This window comes from Exiguobacterium sp. s83, from assembly GCF_018617095.1.
GTDB classification, from domain to species: Bacteria; Bacillota; Bacilli; order Exiguobacteriales; family Exiguobacteriaceae; genus Exiguobacterium; species Exiguobacterium profundum.
In genome coordinates, this window is sequence record NZ_JACSJP010000001.1 from 1,025,373 (window position 1) to 1,049,761 (window position 24,389).

The window sequence follows — 24,389 nt, forward strand, 5'->3', positions numbered from 1 at the left end:
CGGGTCGCTCCTTTTATGGTTCAGAGTGTAAGCGAGAGACGTTTACAAGCCGATATAGAAACACACCTGCCGGAATCATGGTCATCAGCGCTGTGGCGATGACGACTCCCCACGCCATGATGGCATCGAGCGTCAGGTCTCCCGATGTGAGCTGGTCCATGATACTCAGTTGTTCTACTGAGAGCACAATCATCAGTGCTGGCCACACGCTCGCCGCAAAGATACTGATCATGGCAAAACGGGCTCTCGTGTAACGTTTTGCCAATAGAATCAGATTTAACAAGATAAACAATAATCCTACGAGTAAAAACATGCCGACTTCAGTGAGATTGATATATGCACCCATCCGTCGTTCACCTCACTCAAAATGATTTGACTATTGTATATTTACCCGAATTGACGAAGGAATATGCGCTCAAACAAGGGACGGATTAAAATGAGGAAGACAACGTTCGATAGCCCATGTGCCAAGTCAAACGGGACGCTGAGTAGAAGTAGCTTCCAAAAGTCAGCTCCAATCACTTCTATGAACGCCAGATTTGTCGTCCATCCATATAAAAATCCAGAGAAAAAACCGAGCGTAAGGAAAAGGATACCTGACTTCATCCATATCGTTCGAAAACTGCTTACGAGCGTCACGACAAGGAGCCACCCCAAAAATTGATAGAAGACGAACGGTCCGATCCCGAGCAACAGACCCGACAAGATGGGTACGAAGAGTGCCAAGACCGCAGCAGCATTCAACCCAATACATAATGCGGTCAGCATCAAAATAGCTGTCGTCGGCTGTACGTTCGGAATCGTCATAAAGAGCCAACGCCCGATGACTGCGAGTGCCAAGAGCTGCACGAGCGGTTGAATCGGGAGGTCAGATTTCTCAAATCGATACAGAACCAGGATGGCAATCAGAATGGCGAGGACGTATGTGACCATAGAGTACTCCGTTCTTGAAAGATTGAGCGCTCACCTTGAAAGACCACGCGACCACTTGCAAGGTAAATCACGTCCGTCGCTTGGTCGACTAACGCCAAATCATGGGTCGCACAAAGCACGCGTGCTGATTCTGACTTTTTCAAGACCGCTTCAAGGAACGTCGTTCGCTCCCCATTCGTTAAATCCACCGTCGGTTCATCGAGCAAAAGGACGCTTGCCGGGTCGTTCAGGACGGCTTGAAGTTGTGCAATCCTCCGATTCGATTCTTTCGGAAACGGACCGTACTCCGTTTCGGCAGGAAGATAGGCAGCTCGCTCCCCCCGCTTCACCCGTCCACGAAGAGGGCGTCTGCTCCTTGCTAAAAGTTCGAGCAACGTCGATTTTCCACTTCCGTTCGTCCCGATACAGACGGTGAGACCCGGTTCAGTCATTTGGACGGTCACTTCTTCAATGGCATAAGTCGCCTGAAGCGGGTGTCGATAGGATACATCGGTCGCATCAATCCTCGGTATCGTCTCCGATTGTCGGAAAGTGATTTGTATGTCTTCAGACGACTCTCGCGCCCGTTCCGTATAACCGATTTGAACACCGAGATCGGTTATACGACGGAATAGCATCTCTAGATGTTCTCGACGGAATTGATCGAGGTGGCGGAACGGTTCGATAAGTACAATTGCTTCGGGCTGATTTGATAGAGCATAAGCGACTTGTACAATCTGTTGTTCTCCGCTTGAACAGGCGTCAAACGCTTTTGGATATAGTGCATCGATTTGTAAGAGTGAGGCAAGTTCCGCTCCCCGAAGCGGGTCAACACCGGATAATAAATGACCAACTTTTCCTGAGAATGGTTGATTCATTCTGATGACTTGAGGACGATACCGTTCGATATATGCCTCGAACGAACCGTCAACGGTAGAAAGCCATTGCATCACGAACACCTCCTTTTGTGATGTATGGATAGATGAGCCATGGAATGATGGTCCATTCGATTGATACATAACCAATCAAGCCAATCGCAAGGAGTTGCAGAACATCCTCGGCCCGGAAGCGACGCATCGGCTCGACTGCAAATTTTGGCTCATGCCTTTGGCTCTTAATGCCATTCTCGATCGCTTCTTGCCAGGCTCCTTTCGGGTGACTTCTGAGCGACTGACGTACCGCCCGTTCCATCGAAGGAATAAGTGCCCACGCCCCGTACAAGAGGGAAGTTGAACGGGGCCATTTGGAGAGGAGTGGCAGCAATCGTTCCAATCGAACAATACGAGAAATCCACAGCATGCCAAGTAAAAAAGTAGCCAACCTCAACAGCTGACGCCATATGTAAGAGAGCGATAACTCCCACCCGAACAATGCAGGGAAGACCGAAACGACAGTAAACGCAATCAATACGATGAGCATCGTCCACGGAAACCGACGTTCAAGCATGAGCAACAGGACAAGACCGACGACCAATACCGTGACATCTTGGATATACGTCAGGATGAATAGATGGCTGAATAGAAAGAAAAGGAGCGTGACAGGATGTCGCCGCTCCCAATCTGCCTCATTCGAAGAAAGCAATCGCATCTTCTTCAAACCGCCACTGAATGACGTCCGTCGATTCTACTTCTTTAGCACCGGCCCCTTCATCTCCGGGCGCACCATTAAAAGCAAATACCCAGCCTGACGATTGTCCTTCTGATTTTTCTTCGACGCCTTCGATTGCCGTCACGTACGACATGTCTCCGCTTCCTGTCACTTCGAGGTCAAGCCCTGTCGCTTTCAATGCGTCGAGCACGGTCGCATCATCTTCCAAACAGACGCTCTTCTCTTGATAGAGCGTCTCCTCCGTCGCCGCATTGTATACGGAAATGGTCGGACTTACATCGCACGCCTCTTGTTGGGCTTCTTCTCCGCCACATCCGACAAGAAGTGCGGTCGCTAATAGGGAAAAACTCAAATACGGTTTGATCATTCTGTCAAATCCTCTCGTTGATGTATCGAATAATTATATAGTATCGTAAAACGTTCGCCTGAACTTCGTCCTTCCCGTGTCAGTCCGACGAGTTGGATGCTGTTTGCGAGGACTGGTTCGCGCTGGAGCCAGAACTTGACCAGTTCATTGTCCCGATTGATCATGAGCATCGATTCGTTTTCGAACGTGTACATGTCATACAGCCCATCATAGGAAAGTTGTAACACTGGGGCAGAAACGACGTCAGTATACTCATCCCATGAAGGACCTCGTAACGTCGACAGCATGTGGTCGAATTCGACAAGCTTTTCAAAAAAGGCCTGTCCAGATTCTTTACGCAGTTCATCGACTTGTTCATACGAAAGTTGTCCTGAGCCGTATGTTACACGGATCTGTTGGAACGATTCGGCTCGTTCCACCATGAGTAAGTACTCAATGGATTGAACGTTCCCTTCTCGGTCGATCTGTAGTTTCCCACGATCTAATTTAATCGATTCACTATTGATTCGTTGTAACAATTTTTCAGTCATGTCATCAAACGATTCATCCGTGACCGAAACGGCGCCGATTTGTTGCGATTCGGAACGAAACCCGGATTGATCGAATAACGGGACAAAAAGCAAGACAAGAAAAAAGAAGAACCCTAACAGTGCCCCATACCATTTATACCGGCTGTTCTGTTTCGGAAAGAACAAAAAAGACAATAGAAAGCCAATCGGAATGTGAAAACCGCCGATGGGGAAAGACACGATTCCAAGCAGTGAATAAAATAAGAACTTTGGAAAAAAGTTCGCTTCCGGCTCTTTTAATTGATTCAATCGAATCCCTAATAGAACGCTGATTACTAAAAAGGCTGCCCATACATAGAGTTGAATGGTCACATCACTCCCCCACTGTATATTCTAAAAAGTCCGTCGCAACGAGACTCGATGGAAAATCCGACACAACTTCTTGAACAAATTCTTCCTCTCGTCCGACATAGCGTGCTGAGATGTGTGTCACAATCAGCTTGCCGACGGCGCACGCATTCGCTAGCGCGGTCGCTTCACGTGTCGTCGAGTGACCATACTTCCGAGCGAGCGCTTGTTCCGCCTCCATAAACGTCGCCTCGTGAACGAGGAGGTCTGCTCCATCCGCCAACTTCTGCGCGTTCTCACACGGGATTGTATCTCCTAAAATCGCTACGATTTTTCCCGGAATCGGTTCAGTGACGTATTCTTTAGAGTCATACCATTTTCCTTCAAATTCAAATCGGTCTGATTCTTTGATGGTTCGATAAATCGGTCCACTTGGAATACCGAGTTCTCTTACAAGATCGACGCGTAGCATGCCCGGTTTTTCTGGACCATCGATTCGGAAACCGAATGAAGGGAACCGATGCTCTAATTTTCGCACAGTGACGAGATGGTCGTCTTGTATGAATGTGTCCCCGTCCGAGTACTCGATCACGGTCAGCTCGTATCCTAGATGTGAGCCTGTGACACGCAACGTAGCTTCAAGCCATTTTTTCAATCCTTTTGGTCCATAGACGGTCAAGGGGGCGGTTCCATCGAGTGCCGAACGAGTCGATAAGAATCCAGGCAATCCGAATACATGGTCACCATGAAGATGCGTCACCCATACCGCTGTCACTTTTCTCGGTTTGATTTTCGTATAGAGCATTTGGTGTTGCGTGCCCTCGCCACAATCAATCAGCCAGGTCACGTTCGATAAATCGAGAGCTAGCCCCGATACGTTGCGCTGTTTCGAAGGCATCCCCGACCCAGTTCCTAAAAACTGTAACTTCATAAATATTTAATTCCTTTCTTCAAGCCGTTCCATGCTATACTTGACGTAATCGCTGAAAAGGATGTGATTTGTGATGACAAAGGCAGAACAACCCGAATCGATTTATGAGACGATTCGAGAACGCGCAGCTTTGATGAATCGCTTGCACCAACAGGAACAAGGCACCTCTATCCGCATTCACGACATAGCGATCGAACTTCATTGCACAGACGAGTTGATTTTAGAATCACTGGAGTTCGCAGCATAACGAGTACGAACACATACGAAGAGCCGACGAATGGTCGGCTCTTTTTTATTGCTTAGGTGATGCGACTTCTTCAACGATTGTCACGACATATTCGACGAGTTTATACAACTCTTCAAGTGGCATCCGTTCGTTCGTCGTATGAATCTCTTCATAGCCGACCGCCAAGTTGACTGTCGGGATTCCCCCACCGGCGATGACGTTCGCATCCGAACCGCCCCCTGAGTGTAAGATTCGAGTCGGACGTCCGATTGTCTGAGCCGCACGTTTCGCCACCTCAACGACTTCGTCCCCTTCCTCAAACTTGAATCCAGGATACATGATGTCGATGTCCACTTCGGCACGACCACCGAACGACTCAGCGACCTCGATGTACGCTTGTTTCATCGTTTCCGCCTGTTTCTCCATCTTCTCATGGATGAGGGAACGGGCCTCAGCAAGAACTTCGACATAGTCACACACGATGTTTGTCGCGCGACCCCCTTCGAAACGTCCGATGTTGGCTGTCGTCTCTTCATCGATACGACCGAGCGGCATCTTCGCGATGGCTTTCGCTGCGATTTGAATCGCCGAGATTCCTTTTTCAGGTGCGACACCAGCATGAGCCGTCTTCCCGTAAATCTTCGCGTTCACTTTTGCTTGAGTCGGAGCGGCGACAATGATGTCTCCAACTGGTCCATCCGAATCAAGGGCAAAACCGAACTTCGCATCGATTTTCGATAAATCCAATACTTTCGCACCGACGAGACCTGATTCTTCCCCGACAGTGATCACGAACTGGATTTGACCATGTGGAATTTGTTTTTCTTTCAATTCACGCACGAGTTCGATCATCGCAGTGAGGCCGGTCTTGTCGTCTGCTCCGAGAATCGTCGTACCATCCGTGACGACATATCCGTCTTTGATGCTCGTCTTGATTCCTTTACCTGGAGTAACCGTATCCATGTGAGCCGTAAAGTAAATCGGATCAACATTGTCTTTCGTTGCAGGCAACGTGATGATCAAGTTGTTACCAGAGTGTGCCGTCTTCGTTGATGCGTCGTCCTCGTAGACGTCGCAGCCAAGCTCTGTGAATACACCTTTCAAATGTTCACAGATGATCGCTTCTTCCTTCGTTTCTGAATCGATGCCGACCAATCCTAAAAATGTGTCGAGCACGCGTGTCTCGTTTACCATAAACAACATCCCTCCATCCAAACATTTCTTGACCATTATATCAAACTCCCCTGGATTGCACGAATCTTTTCCATTCTGTACAATGATGGCAAACACGTATATGGAGGCAGACCATGAAGAAAAAACAGAAAAGACGACAACGCATCATTCAAATCGGCGTCGTCGTCATCGTCTCAATCTTTTTAATCAGCACGTTTCTCTCGAGCATGACCATGTTCTTTTAAGAGCAAGATGTATCGCTCTTTCAAGATCAAGTAACTTTTTACATCAGATAAAATATTTAATAAGGATGAGCGTACCTCGAATTCCTCACGCGTCGTGGGGAGAGGTACGTTTTTTCGATAATGCTCAATCATCTCTTCAAGCTCCTGTAGAAAGACGGATGCATCGGCCTGCTCGTTCACATGGTCCCCGACTCGACGTAAGAACGTCGCGACCGGTTTCGCTTCATTGACGACCATCGTGATTTCTCTGGCGTTATCCGCGACTCGTTTGAGAATATCATACTGCCGTTCACGCATCCGGAAGTATAGATAGTCCATGTCTTCATTCCGCTTTCCGATTGAGTTTCCCATACGGCGAAGGGCTAAATCTTTCCCCTCTTTCAGATAGTCCCGTGTCTTGATGAGCATCATCGAGTGGTTGTTATAGACGCCCGTCTCGACACATGCCGCCACGTCATAAAACAGTACTGCGAGCGAGCGGTCGATATTCTCTTTAATCCGTACAATCTCACGGTCAAGCGTCGGCATGTACATGTTGACGACAAGCCCGACACCGACACCGATCGCAATGAGCAATAGCTCATTGATAAATAACTCCAGTGTAAACTGTGCCTCGGTGTAGAGGTGGGTCAAAATGACGACACTCGTAATGAGCCCGTCTTGCAGTTTCAATTGTTGTACGAGTGGAATGAAAATGACAAAATAAAGTGTGAGCGTCACCGGTGAATAGCCGAGTAGCGTGAACATCGCCGCACCCATTCCGATGGCGAGAAGACTTGCCATGACTCGTTCATAGGAGGCGCGAATCGATTTTTTACGCGTCTCTTGAATACTTAAAATGGCGATAATGGCTGCAAATACAAAATAATCGAGATGAATTGTTTCGGAAATGAGCATCGCGATACCTGCTGCGACCGCGGTCTTTAACGTCCGCGTTCCAATTTTCATACTAATTTCCCCCTTCTCCATCAAATTGTTGACTAAATCAACTCGTTTGGCAATTCAAAAGTTTGGAAGTGATTTGATTGAAACGAAAGAAAAGACTTAAGGTTTGGCCGATGATTGCGACACTTAGTCTCGCCATCGCAGCCTTTTTATGGATTCAATCTTCCCGTGAAGACACCTATACCGTCGAAACGGTGACGAATGGCGACCGTGTCACGAGGTCGTTCGAATCTCTCGCAGAAGCAAAACGATACATGACGGCCGGTAAGAACCGGACATTGTTCTCGCCCTCTGGAGAAGTACTCGATTTTACAGGTACCGGAGTCGTCGTCACTCCGAGTGATGCTATCACAAACTTATATAAAGATGCATCATTTAAAACACGACAATCCTATGTCGCTGGTGGCACGAGACTTCAACTAATTGAGCGCGGAGACGATCATCTTAAAGTACGTATCTCCGGGGCGGATGTGTATGTCAAACCGGATCAAATGGCGTTATTTCCTGAAGCAGTTGTGAAGAGACGTGGATTTTACGAGATTCGAGAAGGTGACGTCTACCATACGGTGGAAGCGAACGCCAATCTCGCCGGTACGTTCCTTGTAGGTCCAACAGAAAAAAACTCGGATGACCGTTTTTACACAGAACGTGTCCAAGACGTCTTCGATTCTCCTTATCAATTTGCATCGATTCGCAAGTCGTCCCCATATTCGGCTGACGAGTTTGATCAATATTTAAAATCCATCGATTCACCACTCGCTGGGGAAGGCAAGTCTTTTAAACGGGCAGAAGATACGTATAACATTAATGCCTTATTCCTGCTGGCGGTTGCCGGGCATGAGTCCCGATTTGGAACGTCCGATATCGCTCGGGACAAGCGGAACCTATTTGGGTTCCGCGCGACAGATGACGACCCGAGCGGGAATGCGACATCCTTTAAAACAATTGACGCCAGCGTACAAGCTGCTGCTGAATTGTTTGCGACTAAATATGTCACTGGGCCATATGCTCGTGGCGATTATCCTGGGAACAAGCAGGAAGGCATCAATATCTTCTATGCCTCCGATCCATACTGGGGTGAGAAAGTTGCCGGTACGATGTACACGATCGACCGTGAACTCGGTTTGAAGTACTTGAAAAAAATTCAATGAAAAGTAGCCCGGCTCATACGAGTCGGGCTGCTTGACGCTTCATTCGATTATAACTTCCATCTCTTGCTCATACAATTCGATGAGTCGATTGTTGTCGAGCACATGCTCACTTGACTGTTCGTAGCGGTCTGTGACGAGCGGAATCAAATCTTCCCACACGACCCATTTCACGTATTGATCGCGATAATAATCATGATTGAGCTCATACACGCTCATCTCTTTTGCCTCTGCATATCGTCTTTGAGACTCGACCACCGTCGCATCCGGTCCTTTTTCAATCCGTTCATCGACTTCGTCACCCGTTACTACGATTCCATATTCGCTTTTCGCATGCTCCAACCATGCACGTTCAAAATCAGCTTGGTCTTTTGCACGGATTATAAGTTCCTTCACATCGATGGTTTCACCACTCTTCTTCATCTCCACGTACATTCGTTCTGCCAACTTTCGTTCGAAATCGTTATTGATTTGCGGAGCCAAATCGTTTTGAAACGTCTCAAGGATTTTCTTCAGTTCTTCGACCGTCGACTCAGAATAAACCTTTGTCTCAGTTTGGGTGAACATCTTATTTTCGACCTGTTCAGACATTTTCTTTGAATCAGATTGATCGATGAGCACAAACATTCCGACAATGATAAGTACGAATATGGTCAGCCCTGTAACGCGCTTCATGTTCCATCATCTCCTATTTTAAATTCACGTCATGGTTTTGAGTATCAATCGTTACATCATGTATATACTTCTCAAGTGAAAAGAATGATTCAACATCGAATGACATTTTGTTGAAGGAGTTTTACATCATAAGACGAATACGTAAAATGAACGACCATTCATTTTTGAGGGGGAATTAAGATGAAAACGATTTGGATTACCGGGGGATCGTCCGGCATGGGGAAAGCGATGGCATTAAAATTTAAACAGGAAGGATGGAACGTCGCTATCAGCGGTCGAAACGAGGAACGACTAGTAGAAGCGATGAACGATTTGAATTCAATCGATGCAGGTCAGGCGATGAGTGTGCAACATGACGTTCGTGACTATGAAGGATGCGCGAAAGCACTGGCTGACATCGTATCCGCTTATGGACCAGTACACGCACTCGTCAACAATGCTGCCGGAAATTTTGTGTGTCCGACTCTTGATTTATCTCCTAATGGTTGGGCAAGTGTCATCGACATCGTCTTGAACGGGACATTCAACTGCACCCATGTTCTCGGGAAACATTGGGAAGCAGATGAAATCCGTGGCGGCTCCATCATCAACATGGTCGCTTCCTATGCGTGGCAGGCAGGTCCTGGTGTCGCACCGAGTGCGGCAGCGAAAGCAGGGGTCTTGAACTTGACGCGAACACTCGCGGTTGAATGGGGCTATCAATTCGGCGCGCGGGTCAATGCCATCAGTCCTGGACCGATTGAACGGACAGGCGGCGCTGAAAAGCTCGTCTCCCACGTAAAAGAAGTGGAGCGTATTCGCCGTAATGTCCCACTTGGACGTTTTGGGACACCGGAAGAGATTGCGGACCTCGCTTACTGGATGGCATCAGACGAGATGCGCTATTTAAACGGGGATTGCATCTCTCTTGACGGTGGTCATTGGTTGAACAAGCATCCATTCTAATCAAAAGGACGACCGAATTTACTCGGTCGTCCTTTTATATGTCCACCCCATCCCATTCTTCATGAAACTGTTCTAGAAACTGCTGCATGAAAGCATGACGTGACATCGCTAGTTGTTTTGCTTTTGAGGTATGCATCATCGACGCCAGCTTCAACAGCTTGTCATGAAAATGTTGAATGGCACTCTCTTCCGACAAATCGAGCGGAGTTTTGCGAGAACCCGCGAACTGGAACGTTCGCGCAATCCCGATGGCCCCCATCGCATCAAGACGGTCGGCGTCTTGCAAGATTTCGCTTTCCCGGGTCGTCGGGGTCTTGTCTTTTGAGAAGGAGACCTCATCAATCACCGCCATCACCAATTCCACTTGCTCTTCAGTGATGTCAATTGAGGACAGATGCTGTTTGACGAGACCGTTCGGACGACCGAGCTTATGATCTTCCACGTCGTGTAAATATGCCGAGAGGAGGAGAACCGTCCGATTGACCGGTTCATCCTCCATTAAACGTTCCACTAGTCGGACGACACGCGTAATGTGGGCGACGTCATGACCCGACGCGTCATTTGCATGAATCGTTCCGATGAACTCTCGCGTCGCTTGAATCACGTCCATGCTTAAATCTCGATCGTCGTATTCGGTTCAATCAAGAGACCTCGACGGTGCAATTGGTCACAAAACGCCTGAGCATCTTGTTTAATCGGCGGGAACGTATCAAAGTGGATCGGAACGACACGTTTCGCTTGAAGCCACTGCGCCGCATCTAATGCGTCTGTTGGCCCCATCGTGAAGTTGTCTCCGATTGGAAGGAACGCGACATCGATTTCAAACCGTTCACCGTACATCTTCATATCGGAGAAGAGACTCGTGTCTCCAGCGTGGTAGAGCGTCAGTTCGTTCGTCTCGATGATGAATCCGGCAGGCATCCCCATATAGACCGGTGTATCCCCCATGTCAAAGCTCGAACTGTGGAACGCTTGGGTCATCGTGACACGCCCGAACGGAAAGGCATGACCTCCCCCGATGTTCATCCCGTGAACAGAGAAGCCTTTTTTCTCGTAATACGATGCGAGTTCATGTGTCGCCACAATCGTCGCACCCGACGATTTCGCAATCAATTCGACATCCTCGATATGATCGAAATGAGCATGTGTGAGCAACAAATAGTCCGGACGTAGTGTAGAAGGGTCTATTTCCGTATGAGGGTTACTCGTCAAAAATGGATCGATCAACACGTTTACGCCATCAATCTCAAATCCTACAGTCGCATGTCCATAATAGGTGATTTTCACGTGTATTCATCCTTCCTTCGTAAGTTCAGATTACAACACTTTCTCCAAGAAACGTTTCGCCCGGTCGGTTTGCGGATTCAACAACAGGTCAGCCGGTTTTCCTTCTTCCATGAGAATCCCTTCATCCAGGAAGAGGACGCGGTCTGCCACTTCACGGGCGAAGCCCATTTCGTGTGTGACGACGACCATCGTCATCCCAGTCTCAGCCAACCCTTTCATAACGTCGAGTACTTCATTGACCATCTCAGGGTCAAGTGCCGATGTCGGTTCATCGAACAACATGACGTTCGGTTCCATCGCCAAGGCACGCGCGATGGCGACACGCTGTTTTTGTCCACCCGAGAGTTGGCTCGGATAGGCATCGATTTTTTCAGAAAGGCCGACACGTTCGAGTAATTTCTTCGCACGTTCCAGCGCTTCCGCCTTGCTGACTTTTAAGACGTTGATTGGTGCATACGTCAAATTGTCCAATACGCTCATATGAGGGAACAAGTTGAACTGTTGGAATACCATCCCAATGTTTTGACGCGCCTTCGCGACGTTCGCCCCTTTTTTCGTGAGCTCGAATCCGTCGACACTGACCGTCCCGCTCGTTGGAATCTCAAGCATGTTCAAGCAGCGTAGAAAAGTCGATTTACCAGACCCGGACGGTCCGATGACAGCAACCACTTCACCACGTTCGATCGTCGTCGTGATTCCTTTTAAAACTTCTAAGTCACCAAATTGTTTGTGTAGGTCTTTTACTTCGATCATCTTCCATCACTCTTTCTTAACCGTTTTTCTAGACGTTGTCCAAGATACGTCAAGATCATCACTATCGTAAAGTATATCACACCGGCGAATAGAAGCGGTTCGAAGTAGATTGCCTTCTGCCCACCGACGATTTGCGCACGACGCATGATATCGAGCACCCCAACCGTCGAGACGAGTGCAGACTCTTTCGTTAATGTGATCATCTCGTTCACAAGAGCAGGCAAGATGTTCTTGAACGCCTGTGGCAAGATGATGGAACGTAACTGTTTGACATATGGGACACCAAGAGCATCCGAAGCCTCCCACTGTCCTTTATCTACTGCTTGGATACCCGCTCGAATAATCTCTGAAATATACGCCCCCGAGTTGAGCGAGAATGCGATGACCGCTGACTGGTACGGTGTCGTGATGTATCCCGTCAGTTGCGGCAATCCGAAGTGGATGATGGCGAGTTGCAAAATGAGTGGTGTCCCACGGAACACCGCCGTATAAGCATGTCCGATAAAGTTAATCAGACGATTCGGGACAATTTTTAATGTAGCGACAACAATCCCAAGTGAGATCCCAATCAATGCCGAGACGATCACCACTTGGAACATGACTGGAATCCCCTCAAGTATATAAGGGATCGAATCATAAATCCGGCTAAAATCCATAGTGAGTTCCTCCTAAAAAAGGGCTGACCGATTCATCTTCAGTCAGCCTCGTACGATTCATTATTCGGCTGGCGCAGCCTCTTCTTCAAACCATTTCTGTGCTAACTCTTCGATTTCTCCACTGTCGATCATCTTCTTCAACTCTTCGTTGAATTGATCGCGGAGTTCATCATCTTTACGGAAGGCAGCAGCAGAACCTGCTTCTTCTTCGTCCACAATTTCAAATGTCGTCAATTCACTATCTTGCTCGAGGTATTTTTTCGCGACCGTATCTTCGATGACCATCGCGTCAATACGTCCTGTCTTGATTTCTTGAATGATCTCAGGAATCTTGTTCAACGAGACGATCTCAGCATCTGTGATTTGATCTTGTGCAATCCCTTCTTGAATCGAACCGAGCTGGACTCCGATCTTTTTCCCCTTCAAGTCTTCAAGTGATTGAAGCGAATCATCTTTTGACAAGATAAAGTTCACCGCTGTGAAATAAATATCTGAGAAATCGGCATTTTCTTTACGCTCTTCTGTCGGAGTCATCCCCGCCATTACGAAGTCGACTCGACCTGCATTGAGGGCTCCAAGTAAGCTTCCGAAATCCATATCTTCAATTTTCAATTCATATCCCATGTTCTCTGCCACTTTTTTGGCGATATCGATATCAAATCCGACAATCTCGTCGCCATTCGCTGTATCGACGAACTCATATGGGAAGTAATCGGCACTTGTACCCATGACGATGACTTTGTCATCCTCACCATCGGTCGATGTCGATCCTCCTTCGTTCACGTCTGCCCCACACGCGACTGAGAACGCGGCCAGTCCTGCTAAACATAATGCTAGAAAACCTTTTTTCATCTTCATCTCCCTTTCATAGTTGAATGATAATTATCAGAACATTAAAAAAATTATGACATATGTGTGAACGTAGCTCAACTGTTCTATGACACATCAGTTGTCCGACTTGTGTCTTCAACCACTATATACACATAATTATTACTTGTAAAGTATATTCATGCAAATTATATAAAAAAGAAGGTCACATTCGCTCGAAAGCGAAATATGTGACCGTTCCATTGTCGCGTGACCCATACGGTTGCACCTGTTTGACCGAAGTCATCGGGATGGCACTATACACATGTGGATAACGTTCTCCATCCTCATCCAATTCATAATGTAGCAGCTGACCAAGTCGGTTGACGTGTAACGATACGAGAACGACCGCTTCACCCGAATACGACTTTTTGACGACCTTTCCAATCTGTTGCGGCGTACAACATTTGATTGTCCCTTCAGATTGAAGTGACGGTTCATTGATTTCACCGCGTGACAGGGCAATCATATATTCTGCCTCCGTCATGATTTTGATGACTGGTTCCATATACCCTGCCCCTTTTCACAAAAACGCAAAGGCAGTGCCTTTGCGCCGATGCTTGATTATGCGAAGTAGATGTCGAACAATGTTTGCAATTGGTCGACGAGCTCTTCAGCAGTCGATGACTCGATTTCACTACGCTCTACCATCGTCACGATGTTGCCATCCTCAAGAAGTGCGATTGACGGTGAAGACGGTGCATATCCTTCAAAATACTCACGTGCACGATCTGTCGCTTCACGGTCTTGACCAGCAAACACGGTCACGAAATGGTCAGGCTTCACACCTTCGATCTTGTTGACGTATGCGGCAGCTGGACGAGCAATCCCGCCTGCACACCCACAAACCGAGTTGACGAGGACGAGTGTCTTCCCTTCTTTTTTCAGTGCTCCGTCTACTTCTTCCGGTGTCGTGAGCTCTGTGTATCCTGCAGCACGTACTTCGTTACGCGCTTGTTCGACTACATCTTGAAAATATAATTGAAAATCCATGTTGTTTCCCCTTTCGACATTTCGTCTGTACTCCCTTATTTTACGTCTTGTTCCACCTCGAGGACAAGTCTATCGCTCAATTCACGTTCTAAGAACGGGTCTGCCCCTAACATCTGTTTGAAAGCAAGGTAACGTGCCTTCGTCTCTGCGCTCGCCTGACGGTTCGTCAAGTAGGCACGAATCATGATATTTTTCGGCGTATGCTCGAGGTCGATGAATTCGAGCAGCTGGGTATCATACCCGACAAGTCCGAGCAGTTCAGCCCGAATGGAATCGGTCGCGAGTGAGGCGAACCGTTCTTTGATCAAGCCATGTTGGAGCATCACGTCTAAATTCGACGCTTGAATTTGACGATTCAATTCCTTTTGACAACACGGAACGCTCAAGATGACTTTCGCGCCCCAGCGGACGGCACGTGCCAACGCCATGTCTGTCGCCACATCACATGCATGAAGGGTCACGACCATATCAACAGCTGTTTCCCCTTCATATTCATTAATGTCTCCGACTAAAAATTCGAGCCGTTCATATCCAAGATCTTTCGCAATCGATGCACACTCTTCAATGACCTCTTTCTTCAAATCGAGCCCTGTGATATGGACGTCATATCCTTTCATCTCATGAAGGAAATGATAGAGCGCGAACGTCAAATACGACTTCCCTGATCCGAAATCCAAGATTCGAACGGTACGGTCTGCCGGCAAGTATTTCAGTGAATCCTCAATGAACTCGAGGAAACGATTGATTTGTTTGAACTTGTCATACTTTTGACGCTTCACTTTTCCGTCCGTTGACTGAATGCCGAGTCGAATGAGAAACGGAACTGGCTCGTCGAGTGGAAGCACGTACTGTTTTTCCCGATTGTGGCTCAGTTGAACTTCTTTTTGAGCCGTCTGCTTTTCTTTCAATGTCACTTTGAACTTTTTCGATAATTGGAACTGGAGGTCGGAATCTTTTAACTGAAACTGTCCTTGTCGGAACGTTTCGAGAAGCTCATTCACTTCCGTGACAGCCTCATCTGGTGTCAAGTTTTTATGGTTCATCACCCGCTCATACTGATACTCGAACTGGATATGATACGCATTTCGTAGCATGACCGGTTTCAATTTGACCCGTCTGAGATCGCTAGATTTTTGACGGGGTTGACTGATGGTCGCCGACACGAGATGATTTGATTGTAAGACGTCTGCGAGACGCTCTTGTAACGCTTTATATTCCAATGGATTCAATCCTTTTTTAGAAATTTTGAAACATATCGTTTCACCTGTCCGTACATACTATTACACGAAGACGACGTTACGTCAAAGGAGGATACACATATGTTTAAAAAGATTTTATCATCAATCGGAATCGGTGCCGCAAAAGTCGACACACGTTTGAATGAAAGCCACTGTACACCGGGTGGAGAACTCACTGGAGTCGTCCATATCGAAGGTGGTTCGGTCGAACAATCCGTCGACAGTATCTATCTCTTCTTCAATACGTTGTATAAACATGAGGTGAACGATAAGTCGACATACTCGACGTTCACCATCGAAAAAATCTTATTGAATGAAGCACCGTTTATGATTGGTCCTGGAGAAGTGAAAGAAATTCCGTTCACAGTCAACGTCCCGTTCAATACGCCACTCTCTGTGAGCCAATCAAAATCATGGATTGAAACGGGCCTTGATATCGCCCAAGCCGTCGATCCAAAAGATGAAGATGCGATCACCGTACAACCGAATGCAGCTCAACAAGTCATATTAGATGCGATGGACGAGCTCGGATTCCGTTTGAAGAAAGCCGACACGGAGATGCTCCCGGCACGTCATCGTTCGGGACGTCTTCCGATTGCCCAAGAACTCGAGTATTCAGCGAACGGTTCGCGATTCGGTCGCCAGTTAGACGAGGTAGAAGTTGTGATTCTACAAGACGAGGATGCCATCGAATTGCTCATTCAAGTCGACCGCAGTGTCCACGACCTCGGAAGTCTCTTTGCTGACTTGACGGGAACGGACGAGTCGACTCATCGTGTACGCTATGACGCTGCACGTTTATCAGTAGCTGAAGTTCGTCGCGACATCGAATCGATGATTGAACAATCGATTTGAGGAAATCACTGACACGCCATTTCTATGAATGGCGTGTTTTTCTGAGGTATTGAATTTAAGCATCCATTTTTTTACAATGAACATATGGAATAAACCCTTTTCTGGAGGTGACTACATCTTGTTTGCTTTAATAATGATTGGGAGCCTTGGTCTTGCAACGCTTGCCTTACCGATTCTAGAGACCAGTCTTTCTGATTCACTCGCCTATTTCACGCTTGGTGGACTCGAGGTGCTGATTGGTTTGATTGCCATGTGTCTCATGCGCAATCCGTCGACAAACGCCTTATCATTCATGAAGTTCATGCCCTATCTTGTACTATTGATTCATTTCCCTACCTCACTCCTTTTGCTTTGGATTTCTTCGGTCAGACGTGATGGGGTTTCTGCATTTTCATTAAACTATATTTTTATATACTGGATGTTCCTTCTCGTGTTCGTCGTAGTCAGCAGATTGACGTACCGTGTCCATCAAAGACGATTCGAAGGTGCATGATTAGAAAGGATGATTCTACATTGGATCTACTTCAATTTCTTTACGACCGAGCAATTCCACTCACACTATTCACGACACTCGGCCTATTCAGTCTCATGTTTGCGTTCGCACTATATAAATCCAAACCACGACTCTCCAAAGGACTCGTCACAATAGGCATGTCCTTGTCGTTTCTTCTCTTACTGATCTCAGCCGCAAGCTTCGTCTTCACGGTATTCCTTGGCTATAACTCATAAGAAATGGAGGCACCCCACTGGGAGCGCCTCCATTTTTTAATCAATATACGGTATATGTGTTTGGGTCAATCGACTCGAGTGAGTGCTTGATCGCTTGTAAGAACTGACCTGCGACGAGACCGTCAAGGACACGATGGTCGACAGACATACAAAGGTTGACCATATCGCGTGCCGCGAACATCCCGTTTATCCAGACCGGACGCTTCACAATCGACTCGACCGATAGGATTGCCGCTTGTGGGTAATTCAAGATTGGTGCCGATTGAATCGAACCAAACGCACCTGTGTTGTTGATGGTGAATGTCCCACCACGCATCTCTTCAGCCTTCAAGCGGTTCTCACGCGCTCGCGTTGCCACGTCTTGAAGGGAAACGGCTAGTCCTTTAATATTCTTCTCATCCGCTTGGCGAATGACCGGTACGTAAAGGGCGTCGTTTGCCGCGACGGCTACCGAGAGATGGATGTCTTGGTGAACTTTGATGTGATCTCCTGCCCACTCCGAGTTCATCATCGGATACTTCTTCAATGCTTCGATGGCTGCCTTCATGAAGAACGGCATGAACGTCAATTTGACACCTTCCCGTTTCATGAACTCGTCTTTCAATTTCGCACGGGCTTCAACGAGGTTCGTCACATCCACTTCAATCATGAGCCATGCGTGTGGAGCCTCGTGTTTCGAGCGAACCATATTGTTCGCAATCGCTTGACGTACCCCGGCTGTCGGAATCGATTCATAACGGCCAGATGAAGTCGATGATGATGCGACCGGTTGTGACGGTTCAACGACAGGACGTGGTGCCTCAGTCGGAACGTCCAACTTCGTCTGTACCATCGTCTCTTGGACAGGCGCTTGTGTCGCTTGCTCAGAAGTCGATGCCGGACGTCCTTCTGATAAGTAACGAAGAATATCTTTCCGCGTGATCCGACCGCCTAGACCGCTTCCGCTCAGTTCATTCAAATCGATATCATTCTCGTTGGCGAGTCGGATGACAGCAGGAGAGTATCGACCGTTTCCACTTCGTTTTTTCGGTGCAGTGGCGACAGCTTGCTTAGAGACGGATTCTGCAGGTGGCGTTTCTGCAATCGGTTCTGTCTTCGTCTCAACTGCCGCTTCCTCCGCGCTCTCGACTTCCATCGTCAATACCGGTGTCCCGACGCTGACGGTCTCCCCTTCTGGAATGAGAAACTCTTTGACGACTCCTGCGCTAGTCGCCGGAATCTCTGCCGTCACTTTGTCCGTCATGACTTCCGCGAGTGGTTCATATTCTTCCACACGGTCTCCCGGTTTGACGAGATAGGTCGTGATCGTGCCTTCTGTCACACTTTCCCCAAGTTGGGGCATGGTAATCGTTTGTTCCATGGAGATGCCTCCTTAAAACGCTGCGAGCTGACGCGCCCGCTCGGCAATTTTTTCTGGGGATACGATAAAGAATTTTTCCATAGGTGGTGCATACGGCATTGCCGGCACATCGGGGCCAGCCAAACGCTCAATCGGCGCATCGAGTTCGAAAAGCGCCTTCTCCGCGATAATCGCCGCCACTTCTCCGATGATGCTTCCTTCTTTGTTGTCCTCCGTCACGAGTAACACTTTACCCGTCTTCTTGACCGATTCGATGATCGCTTCTTGGTCGAGCGGGTAGACGGTACGAAGATCGAGGATGTGCGTGCTGATTCCTTCTTCTTCGAGCGTTTTCGCAGCCTCTTGTGCCATATGCACGCAAAGACCGTACGTGATGATCGTGATATCGTCACCTTCCCGTTTGACAGCGGCCTTACCAATTTCAACCGTGTATTCGTCCGTCGGCAATTCCGCCTTCAAAAGACGATAGGCACGCTTATGTTCAAAGAAAAGAACAGGGTCGTTCGAACGGATTGCTGCTTTCAACAATCCCTTCGCATCGACAGGGTCAGATGGAATGACGACTTTAAGACCTGGCGTCGAACTGAACATCGCCTCGACTGATTGCGAGTGATAGAGAGCCCCGTGAATACCCCCACCGAAAGGAGCACGGATGACCATCGGACATGTCCAATCGTTGTTTGAACGGTATCGAATTTTTGCCGCTTCTGAAACGATTTGGTTCACTGCTGGCATGATAAAGTCTGCGAATTGCATTTCTGCGATCGGTCGCATGCCGTACATGGCAGCCCCGACTCCGACTCCGGCAATCGCACTCTCAGCGAGCGGTGCGTCGATGACACGATCCTCTCCATATTTTTCAATCAACCCTTGTGTGGCACGGAATACACCACCACGAACGCCGACATCTTCCCCGACGACGAAGACGTTTTCGTCGCGCTCCATTTCCTCATGAATCGCTTCATTGATCGCTTCGATAAACGTTTTCATCATTTTTCCTCCTCATAGACGTAATCCAGTGCAGATTCAGGCGATGCATACGGTGCTTTGTCCGCATATGTCGTCGCTTCATTCACTTCAGCATCGATTTGTGCATCGATTTCAGCAAGTGTATCCGCCGTTGCGATTCCGTCGTTCACAAGTCGTTGACGGAACAATTGAATGCCGTCCCGCTCTTTTAACCCTGCCAATTCTTCTGCTGAACGGTATGCTTTGTCATCATCATCTGATGAGTGTGGCACGAGACGTTCAACTTCTGCTTCGATTAGCGTCGGTCCTTCTCCGCGAAGTGCACGTTCACGCGCTTCCTTCACGACCGCATAGACAGCGATCGGGTCTGTCCCGTCGACTGTCACACCTGGCATGCCATATCCTTTCGCTCGATCTGACACGCGCTCGCATGCCAACTGTTTTGTAAGTGGAACCGAGATTGCATACTTGTTGTTCTCACAGAACAAGATGACCGGCAACTTATGGACACCTGCAAAGTTTGCGCCTTCATGGAAGTCTCCTTGGTTCGAAGACCCTTCTCCGAACGAAACGAACGTGACGAGTTCTTCTTTTTTCATCTTCGCCGCAAGTGCGATCCCGACTGCATGAGGGACTTGTGTCGTGACCGGAGACGAACCCGTCACGATGCGATGTTCTTTCGATCCGAAGTGACCAGGCATCTGACGACCACCTGAGTTCGGATCTTCCGCTTTCGCGAATGCCGATAGCATCAAGTCTCTTGACGTTTGACCAAAGTGAAGGACGACCGCCACATCACGATAGTAAGGTAGGACATAATCAATCCCTTTCTCGAGGGCGAACGCCGCACCAACTTGCGCCGCTTCTTGTCCTTGACATGAGACGACGAATGGGATTTTCCCGGCGCGGTTCAACTTCCACATCCGTTCATCAATTTTACGGGCACGAACCATCGTTTCGTACATCGCCAATAAATCTTGTTTTGTTAAACCAAGCTCTTCATATGAGTTTACAGTCATTTGTTCCATCCTTGTTCCTCCTTAGGCGTGAATCGGTAATCCATCGACGGCAAGAGCCGCTTCTTGGAAGGCTTCGCTCAGTGCAGGATGCGGGTGCACAAGTTGTCCCATCTCCCAAGCCGTCGCGTTCAAGACGAGCGCGAGTCCACCTTCTGTGATGAGTTCGGTCGCTTTCGGTCCGACGATATGAACACCGAGAAGGTCGTCTGTTTCTTTGTCCGAAACGAGTTTGACGAATCCGTCGGCTTGTCCTTCAATTCTTGCTTTTCCGAGCCCATTGAAACGGTACGTTCCTGTCTTGACGTCATGTCCAGCCTCTTTTGCCGCTTCTTCTGTCAAACCGACCGAAGCGACTTCAGGGACACTGTATACACAGCGTGGAATGAGCGCGTAATCGAGCGGTGTCGGCTCAAGACCAAGAATCGTTTCGACCGCTTTCACACCTTCTGCCGACGCGACGTGGGCGAGTTGCAACTTCCCGATGCAATCCCCGATTGCGAAGATATGACGTTCCTTCGTCCGATACTGGCTATCGACTTGAATGATGCCGTTCTCTACGACGATTGACGTGTTTTGAAGACCTAAGTCTTCCGTATTGGCAACTCGGCCAACCGAGACGAGGACACAGTCTACTTGTAACATCTCTTCCCCGACAGCAATCTCCACTGCATTTTCGTGAATCAATGTTCGTTCAGCGTCGACCGTCACGCTCTTCTTCACACGGACTCCGCGCTTTTTTAAAAGACGCTCCACTTCACGGGAGACTGCCTTGTCCTCGAGTGGGAGTAATCGATCTCCTACTTCGATCAATGTCACGTTCACATCTAAATCGACGAGCATGGACGCCCATTCGACTCCAATGACCCCTCCACCGACAATCGCAATCGATTCAGGAAGTGTTTCAAAATTGAGGAGGTCGTCTGAATTCAAAATCCGCTTGTGATCGAACGGCAATCCAGGAAGTTCACGAGGAATCGACCCTGTCGCGATAATCAATTGATTCGGCAAAATCAGTTCTGATTCACCGCTTTCATCTTCAACGGATACAGTCCCTGGTTGAGGTGAGAAGATGCTTGGTCCAAGGATCGAGGCTTTTCCGCGAAACACTTCGATTTTCCCTTGTTTCATCAAATGCTCGATTCCCTTTTCAAGACCAGCCACAAGATCACGTTTATATGTTTGAGCCCGTTCCATATTGAACGTCACATCTCCCGTCTCCACGCCATACGTCGTACTTTGCTTCGCCGTTTGATAGACATGTGCAGCTTTTAAAAGTGCCTTCGTCGGGATGCAACCTCTATGTAAGCAGGTGCCGCCTAACTTTCTCGCCTCGACGATTGCGACAGATTTATCAGCCTGGGCCGCCTTGATTGCAGCCACATATCCTCCTGGTCCTCCACCGATGACGACAACATCAAATTCTCGTGCCATGTGTATCCCCCTCATAAACTCGTGCGGTCTCTTCTTTCTCGATGACGCGAAGTGCACCTTCAGCCAACGCTTTAAGCTCATCTTCACCCGGATATACGTGTACCGGCGCGAGATAAGTGACACGCTCCTTGATTTTTTCAGTCAGCCACTCGGAATATGCAATCCCGCCCGTCAGTAAGATGGCATCCACACGACCGCATAATGTCGCGCCGTGTTTTGAAATCTCTTGAGCGACACGATAAGCCATCGTCTCATACAACAGCCTCGCCTCATCATCACCTGATTCGACCCGCTGCTCAATCTCAATGGCATCGAATGTACCGAGATGAGCAAACAGGCCGCCCTGACCGACAATTTTCTTTTTCATTTCCGATTCTTTATACCTGGTACTATAACATAGTTCTACTACCTGTCCAACAGGAATCGAGCCTGCCCGCTCCGGCGCGAGCGGTCCATCTCCGTCAAGACCATTATTCACGTCGATGACTCGACCTGCCGCATGGGCACCGACTGTGATTCCCCCACCAAGATGCGCAACGATAAGATTCAGCTCATTGTAATCGCTTCCATTTTCGGCCGCGAATCGTTTCGCGACAGCCTTTTGATTGAGGGCATGGAAAATGCTACGACGATTGATTTCTGGCATGCCGGTCTTACGGGCCAACTCGTCCATCTCATCGACGACGACCGGATCCACTATGAAACTAGGAATCCCTTCAGCCCCACCGATTTTCGAAGCGATCAGACCACCGAGATTCGATGCATGCATCCCGAAACGTCCGCTCGTCAAATCTTCACGCATGAGATCGTTGACTGTATACGTTCCTGACGTCATTGGTGCAAGCAAGCCACCACGACCGACGATCGCGGTCAAATCATTGACCGCGATGCCCGTCTCTTCTAACAAGGCACGTACTTCTTGCTCACGATGAGGCAACTGCTCTGGAAGTGTGAGACCCGTCACATCGATCGCATGTCGGACCGTGCGTGTCATCACTTCTTCCTTCCCAGCAAACAATCCAACTTTCGTCGAGGTCGACCCTGGGTTGATTGCAAGAATTAGCCGTTTTGTCATCTTAGCGTCTCCCTAGAATGCTTTTTTCAACTTTAAGGAACTGGCTGCGTGAACGCGACATCATGTGAATCCGCTCTTCCGCCATCTTATCGGCCGCTACATGCGTTGGTACACCATCACGTTCTGCGATTTCAAAGACGCGCATCATGTTGTCATAGATGAGTTCGACTTTCTTCATTGCCCGTTCACGGTTGTAGCCTTCAAGTTCGTCTGCGACGTTGATGACACCACCTGCATTAATGACGAAGTCTGGTGCGTATAGAATTCCATTTTCGTCGAGCACGTCTCCGTGACGATCTTCTGCCAATTGGTTGTTGGCAGCACCTGCGACGATTTGTGCTTTCAATTGTGGAATTGTTTTGTCGTTGATGACGGCACCGAGGGCACATGGAGCGAAAATGTCACATTCGACCGCGTAAATCTCATCCGGTTTGACGACCGTCGCACCAAAGTCTGCTTCGGCACGTTTGAGTGCTTCCTCGTTAATGTCAGTCACAATCAAATGAGCACCCTCTTCGTGGAGGTGACGGCACAGGTTGTAGGCAACGTTTCCAACACCTTGTACAGCAACGGTTTTCCCTGCGAGCGAGTCTGTCCCAAATTTCCATTTCGCAGCAGCTTTCATTCCACGATACACACCATATGCCGTGACCGGTGAAGGGTTACCACTTGAACCGAATGCAGGACTGACGCCCGTGACGTAATCCGTTTCCATGTGAATGAAGTCCATGTCGGCAACTGTTGTATTTACATCTTCAGCCGTGATGTAACGACCACTAAGAGATTGAACATATCGTCCGAATGCACGGAAGAGCGCCTCTGATTTATCTGTCTTCGCATTTCCGATGATGACGGCCTTCCCGCCCCCAAGGTTGAGACCCGCTGCAGCATTTTTATATGTCATTCCTTTTGCGAGACGCAACACATCCGTGAGTGCCTCTTGTTCTGATTCATAGTTCCACATACGTAGTCCACCGAGAGCTGGCCCGAGCGTCGTGTCATGGATGGCGATGATCGCCTTTAGTCCAGACGCTTGGTCTTGGCAAAATACGATTTGCTCATAGTCCTCAGATTGTAAGACATCAAAAATACGGAAGCGTGGCTCAGTGTTTGTTTCCATCATGA

The 24,389-nt window shown here is 48.4% G+C and carries 30 protein-coding genes; 6 read left to right on the top strand and 24 right to left on the bottom strand.

Features of this window, described 5'->3' with window-relative positions; translation table 11 throughout:
* Positions 1-13: 13 nt before the first annotated feature.
* The 7 genes from KNO73_RS05305 to rnz are packed head-to-tail and all read right to left on the bottom strand — an operon-like array spanning position 14 to position 4,675.
* Entirely contained in the window at positions 14-346 is a 333-nt protein-coding gene (locus KNO73_RS05305) for a hypothetical protein (protein ID WP_214730558.1), read from the bottom strand.
* A gap of 41 nt (positions 347-387) precedes the next feature.
* On the bottom strand, positions 388-933 hold the full coding sequence (locus tag KNO73_RS05310; RefSeq protein ID WP_214757400.1) for a hypothetical protein: 546 nt from the start codon (positions 931-933) through the stop codon (positions 388-390).
* The gene (locus KNO73_RS05315) at positions 906-1,862 is read right to left on the bottom strand and encodes an ATP-binding cassette domain-containing protein (protein ID WP_215112189.1); all 957 of its coding nucleotides are present in this window, start codon (positions 1,860-1,862) and stop codon (positions 906-908) included. The genes KNO73_RS05310 and KNO73_RS05315 overlap by 28 nt, the downstream gene beginning before the upstream one ends.
* On the bottom strand, positions 1,840-2,499 hold the full coding sequence (locus KNO73_RS05320; RefSeq protein ID WP_078147081.1) for a hypothetical protein: 660 nt from the start codon (positions 2,497-2,499) through the stop codon (positions 1,840-1,842). Before KNO73_RS05320 ends, KNO73_RS05315 begins: the two co-directional genes overlap by 23 nt.
* Positions 2,477-2,887 (bottom strand): DUF4430 domain-containing protein, encoded by a 411-nt coding sequence (locus tag KNO73_RS05325; RefSeq protein WP_214686917.1) that lies wholly within the window; start codon positions 2,885-2,887, stop codon positions 2,477-2,479. Before KNO73_RS05325 ends, KNO73_RS05320 begins: the two co-directional genes overlap by 23 nt.
* Positions 2,884-3,768 carry a hypothetical protein gene (locus KNO73_RS05330; RefSeq protein ID WP_215112190.1) on the bottom strand — a complete coding sequence of 295 codons (885 nt, stop codon included), beginning with the start codon at positions 3,766-3,768 and terminating at the stop codon, positions 2,884-2,886. Before KNO73_RS05330 ends, KNO73_RS05325 begins: the two co-directional genes overlap by 4 nt.
* A gap of 1 nt (position 3,769) precedes the next feature.
* The gene (gene rnz, locus KNO73_RS05335) at positions 3,770-4,675 is read right to left on the bottom strand and encodes a ribonuclease Z (RefSeq protein ID WP_214686918.1); all 906 of its coding nucleotides are present in this window, start codon (positions 4,673-4,675) and stop codon (positions 3,770-3,772) included.
* Positions 4,676-4,748: 73 nt separating this feature from the next.
* On the opposite strand from rnz, the gene KNO73_RS05340 reads away from it, so the two are divergent.
* The gene (locus tag KNO73_RS05340) at positions 4,749-4,922 is read left to right on the top strand and encodes a hypothetical protein (protein WP_012726540.1); all 174 of its coding nucleotides are present in this window, start codon (positions 4,749-4,751) and stop codon (positions 4,920-4,922) included.
* 45 nt (positions 4,923-4,967) lie between these two features.
* Here KNO73_RS05340 and KNO73_RS05345 read toward each other — a convergent pair whose 3' ends face one another.
* Both KNO73_RS05345 and KNO73_RS05350 read right to left on the bottom strand, forming a co-directional pair.
* Positions 4,968-6,095 (bottom strand): M20/M25/M40 family metallo-hydrolase, encoded by a 1,128-nt coding sequence (locus KNO73_RS05345; protein ID WP_215112387.1) that lies wholly within the window; start codon positions 6,093-6,095, stop codon positions 4,968-4,970.
* Positions 6,096-6,277: 182 nt separating this feature from the next.
* A complete protein-coding gene (locus KNO73_RS05350; protein ID WP_214684049.1) occupies positions 6,278-7,267 on the bottom strand; it encodes an aromatic acid exporter family protein in 990 nt (329 codons plus the stop codon).
* Positions 7,268-7,377: 110 nt separating this feature from the next.
* Here KNO73_RS05350 and KNO73_RS05355 point away from each other — a divergent pair, with 110 nt between their 5' ends.
* Positions 7,378-8,415, top strand: coding sequence for an N-acetylglucosaminidase (locus tag KNO73_RS05355; RefSeq protein ID WP_214757545.1), 1,038 nt, complete (start codon positions 7,378-7,380; stop codon positions 8,413-8,415).
* Positions 8,416-8,454: 39 nt separating this feature from the next.
* On the opposite strand, the gene KNO73_RS05360 is transcribed toward KNO73_RS05355, so the two are convergent.
* Complete coding sequence (locus tag KNO73_RS05360) at positions 8,455-9,087, bottom strand: hypothetical protein (protein WP_215112191.1); 633 nt, start codon at positions 9,085-9,087, stop codon at positions 8,455-8,457.
* Positions 9,088-9,267: 180 nt separating this feature from the next.
* Here KNO73_RS05360 and fadH point away from each other — a divergent pair, with 180 nt between their 5' ends.
* Positions 9,268-10,032: a 2,4-dienoyl-CoA reductase gene (gene fadH, locus KNO73_RS05365; RefSeq protein WP_214757412.1), complete on the top strand. Its 765-nt coding sequence runs from the start codon at positions 9,268-9,270 to the stop codon at positions 10,030-10,032.
* A gap of 34 nt (positions 10,033-10,066) precedes the next feature.
* Here fadH and KNO73_RS05370 read toward each other — a convergent pair whose 3' ends face one another.
* From KNO73_RS05370 to KNO73_RS05405, 8 genes are all read right to left on the bottom strand, one after another.
* Positions 10,067-10,642, bottom strand: a complete 576-nt coding sequence (locus tag KNO73_RS05370) for an HD domain-containing protein (RefSeq protein WP_214872566.1) — start codon at positions 10,640-10,642, stop codon at positions 10,067-10,069.
* Positions 10,643-10,644: 2 nt separating this feature from the next.
* Positions 10,645-11,319 (bottom strand): metal-dependent hydrolase, encoded by a 675-nt coding sequence (locus KNO73_RS05375; RefSeq protein ID WP_078147088.1) that lies wholly within the window; start codon positions 11,317-11,319, stop codon positions 10,645-10,647.
* A 30-nt stretch (positions 11,320-11,349) separates the two neighbouring features.
* Positions 11,350-12,072, bottom strand: a complete 723-nt coding sequence (locus tag KNO73_RS05380; RefSeq protein ID WP_031423364.1) for an amino acid ABC transporter ATP-binding protein — start codon at positions 12,070-12,072, stop codon at positions 11,350-11,352.
* The gene (locus KNO73_RS05385) at positions 12,069-12,728 is read right to left on the bottom strand and encodes an amino acid ABC transporter permease (RefSeq protein WP_012726548.1); all 660 of its coding nucleotides are present in this window, start codon (positions 12,726-12,728) and stop codon (positions 12,069-12,071) included. Before KNO73_RS05385 ends, KNO73_RS05380 begins: the two co-directional genes overlap by 4 nt.
* Before the next feature lie 60 nt (positions 12,729-12,788).
* Positions 12,789-13,580 (bottom strand): transporter substrate-binding domain-containing protein, encoded by a 792-nt coding sequence (locus KNO73_RS05390; protein WP_215112192.1) that lies wholly within the window; start codon positions 13,578-13,580, stop codon positions 12,789-12,791.
* A 181-nt stretch (positions 13,581-13,761) separates the two neighbouring features.
* The gene (locus tag KNO73_RS05395; protein ID WP_074036735.1) at positions 13,762-14,103 is read right to left on the bottom strand and encodes a DUF952 domain-containing protein; all 342 of its coding nucleotides are present in this window, start codon (positions 14,101-14,103) and stop codon (positions 13,762-13,764) included.
* Between the two features lie 56 nt (positions 14,104-14,159).
* Positions 14,160-14,588, bottom strand: a complete 429-nt coding sequence (locus KNO73_RS05400) for a BrxA/BrxB family bacilliredoxin (protein WP_215112193.1) — start codon at positions 14,586-14,588, stop codon at positions 14,160-14,162.
* A 35-nt stretch (positions 14,589-14,623) separates the two neighbouring features.
* Positions 14,624-15,808: a class I SAM-dependent methyltransferase gene (locus tag KNO73_RS05405; RefSeq protein WP_215112388.1), complete on the bottom strand. Its 1,185-nt coding sequence runs from the start codon at positions 15,806-15,808 to the stop codon at positions 14,624-14,626.
* A 99-nt stretch (positions 15,809-15,907) separates the two neighbouring features.
* On the opposite strand from KNO73_RS05405, the gene KNO73_RS05410 reads away from it, so the two are divergent.
* From KNO73_RS05410 to KNO73_RS05420, 3 genes are all read left to right on the top strand, one after another.
* Positions 15,908-16,681 carry a sporulation protein gene (locus KNO73_RS05410; RefSeq protein WP_031423357.1) on the top strand — a complete coding sequence of 258 codons (774 nt, stop codon included), beginning with the start codon at positions 15,908-15,910 and terminating at the stop codon, positions 16,679-16,681.
* A 118-nt stretch (positions 16,682-16,799) separates the two neighbouring features.
* The gene (locus tag KNO73_RS05415) at positions 16,800-17,174 is read left to right on the top strand and encodes a hypothetical protein (RefSeq protein ID WP_215112194.1); all 375 of its coding nucleotides are present in this window, start codon (positions 16,800-16,802) and stop codon (positions 17,172-17,174) included.
* A 20-nt stretch (positions 17,175-17,194) separates the two neighbouring features.
* Positions 17,195-17,410 carry a hypothetical protein gene (locus tag KNO73_RS05420; RefSeq protein ID WP_078147092.1) on the top strand — a complete coding sequence of 72 codons (216 nt, stop codon included), beginning with the start codon at positions 17,195-17,197 and terminating at the stop codon, positions 17,408-17,410.
* A gap of 40 nt (positions 17,411-17,450) precedes the next feature.
* On the opposite strand, the gene KNO73_RS05425 is transcribed toward KNO73_RS05420, so the two are convergent.
* Genes KNO73_RS05425 through KNO73_RS05450 form a run of 6 tightly spaced genes read right to left on the bottom strand, consistent with a single transcriptional unit; the run spans position 17,451 to position 24,387 of the window.
* Entirely contained in the window at positions 17,451-18,770 is a 1,320-nt protein-coding gene (locus KNO73_RS05425; RefSeq protein WP_251024853.1) for a dihydrolipoamide acetyltransferase family protein, read from the bottom strand.
* A gap of 12 nt (positions 18,771-18,782) precedes the next feature.
* Complete coding sequence (locus KNO73_RS05430) at positions 18,783-19,760, bottom strand: alpha-ketoacid dehydrogenase subunit beta (RefSeq protein ID WP_078147095.1); 978 nt, start codon at positions 19,758-19,760, stop codon at positions 18,783-18,785.
* Positions 19,760-20,767, bottom strand: coding sequence for a thiamine pyrophosphate-dependent dehydrogenase E1 component subunit alpha (locus KNO73_RS05435; protein ID WP_370148335.1), 1,008 nt, complete (start codon positions 20,765-20,767; stop codon positions 19,760-19,762). Before KNO73_RS05435 ends, KNO73_RS05430 begins: the two co-directional genes overlap by 1 nt.
* A gap of 12 nt (positions 20,768-20,779) precedes the next feature.
* Complete coding sequence (lpdA, locus tag KNO73_RS05440; RefSeq protein WP_215112195.1) at positions 20,780-22,189, bottom strand: dihydrolipoyl dehydrogenase; 1,410 nt, start codon at positions 22,187-22,189, stop codon at positions 20,780-20,782.
* Positions 22,173-23,264, bottom strand: a complete 1,092-nt coding sequence (gene buk, locus KNO73_RS05445) for a butyrate kinase (protein WP_215112196.1) — start codon at positions 23,262-23,264, stop codon at positions 22,173-22,175. The genes lpdA and buk overlap by 17 nt, the downstream gene beginning before the upstream one ends.
* Before the next feature lies 1 nt (position 23,265).
* Entirely contained in the window at positions 23,266-24,387 is a 1,122-nt protein-coding gene (locus KNO73_RS05450; protein WP_012726561.1) for a Glu/Leu/Phe/Val family dehydrogenase, read from the bottom strand.
* Between the last annotated feature and the right edge of the window lie 2 nt (positions 24,388-24,389).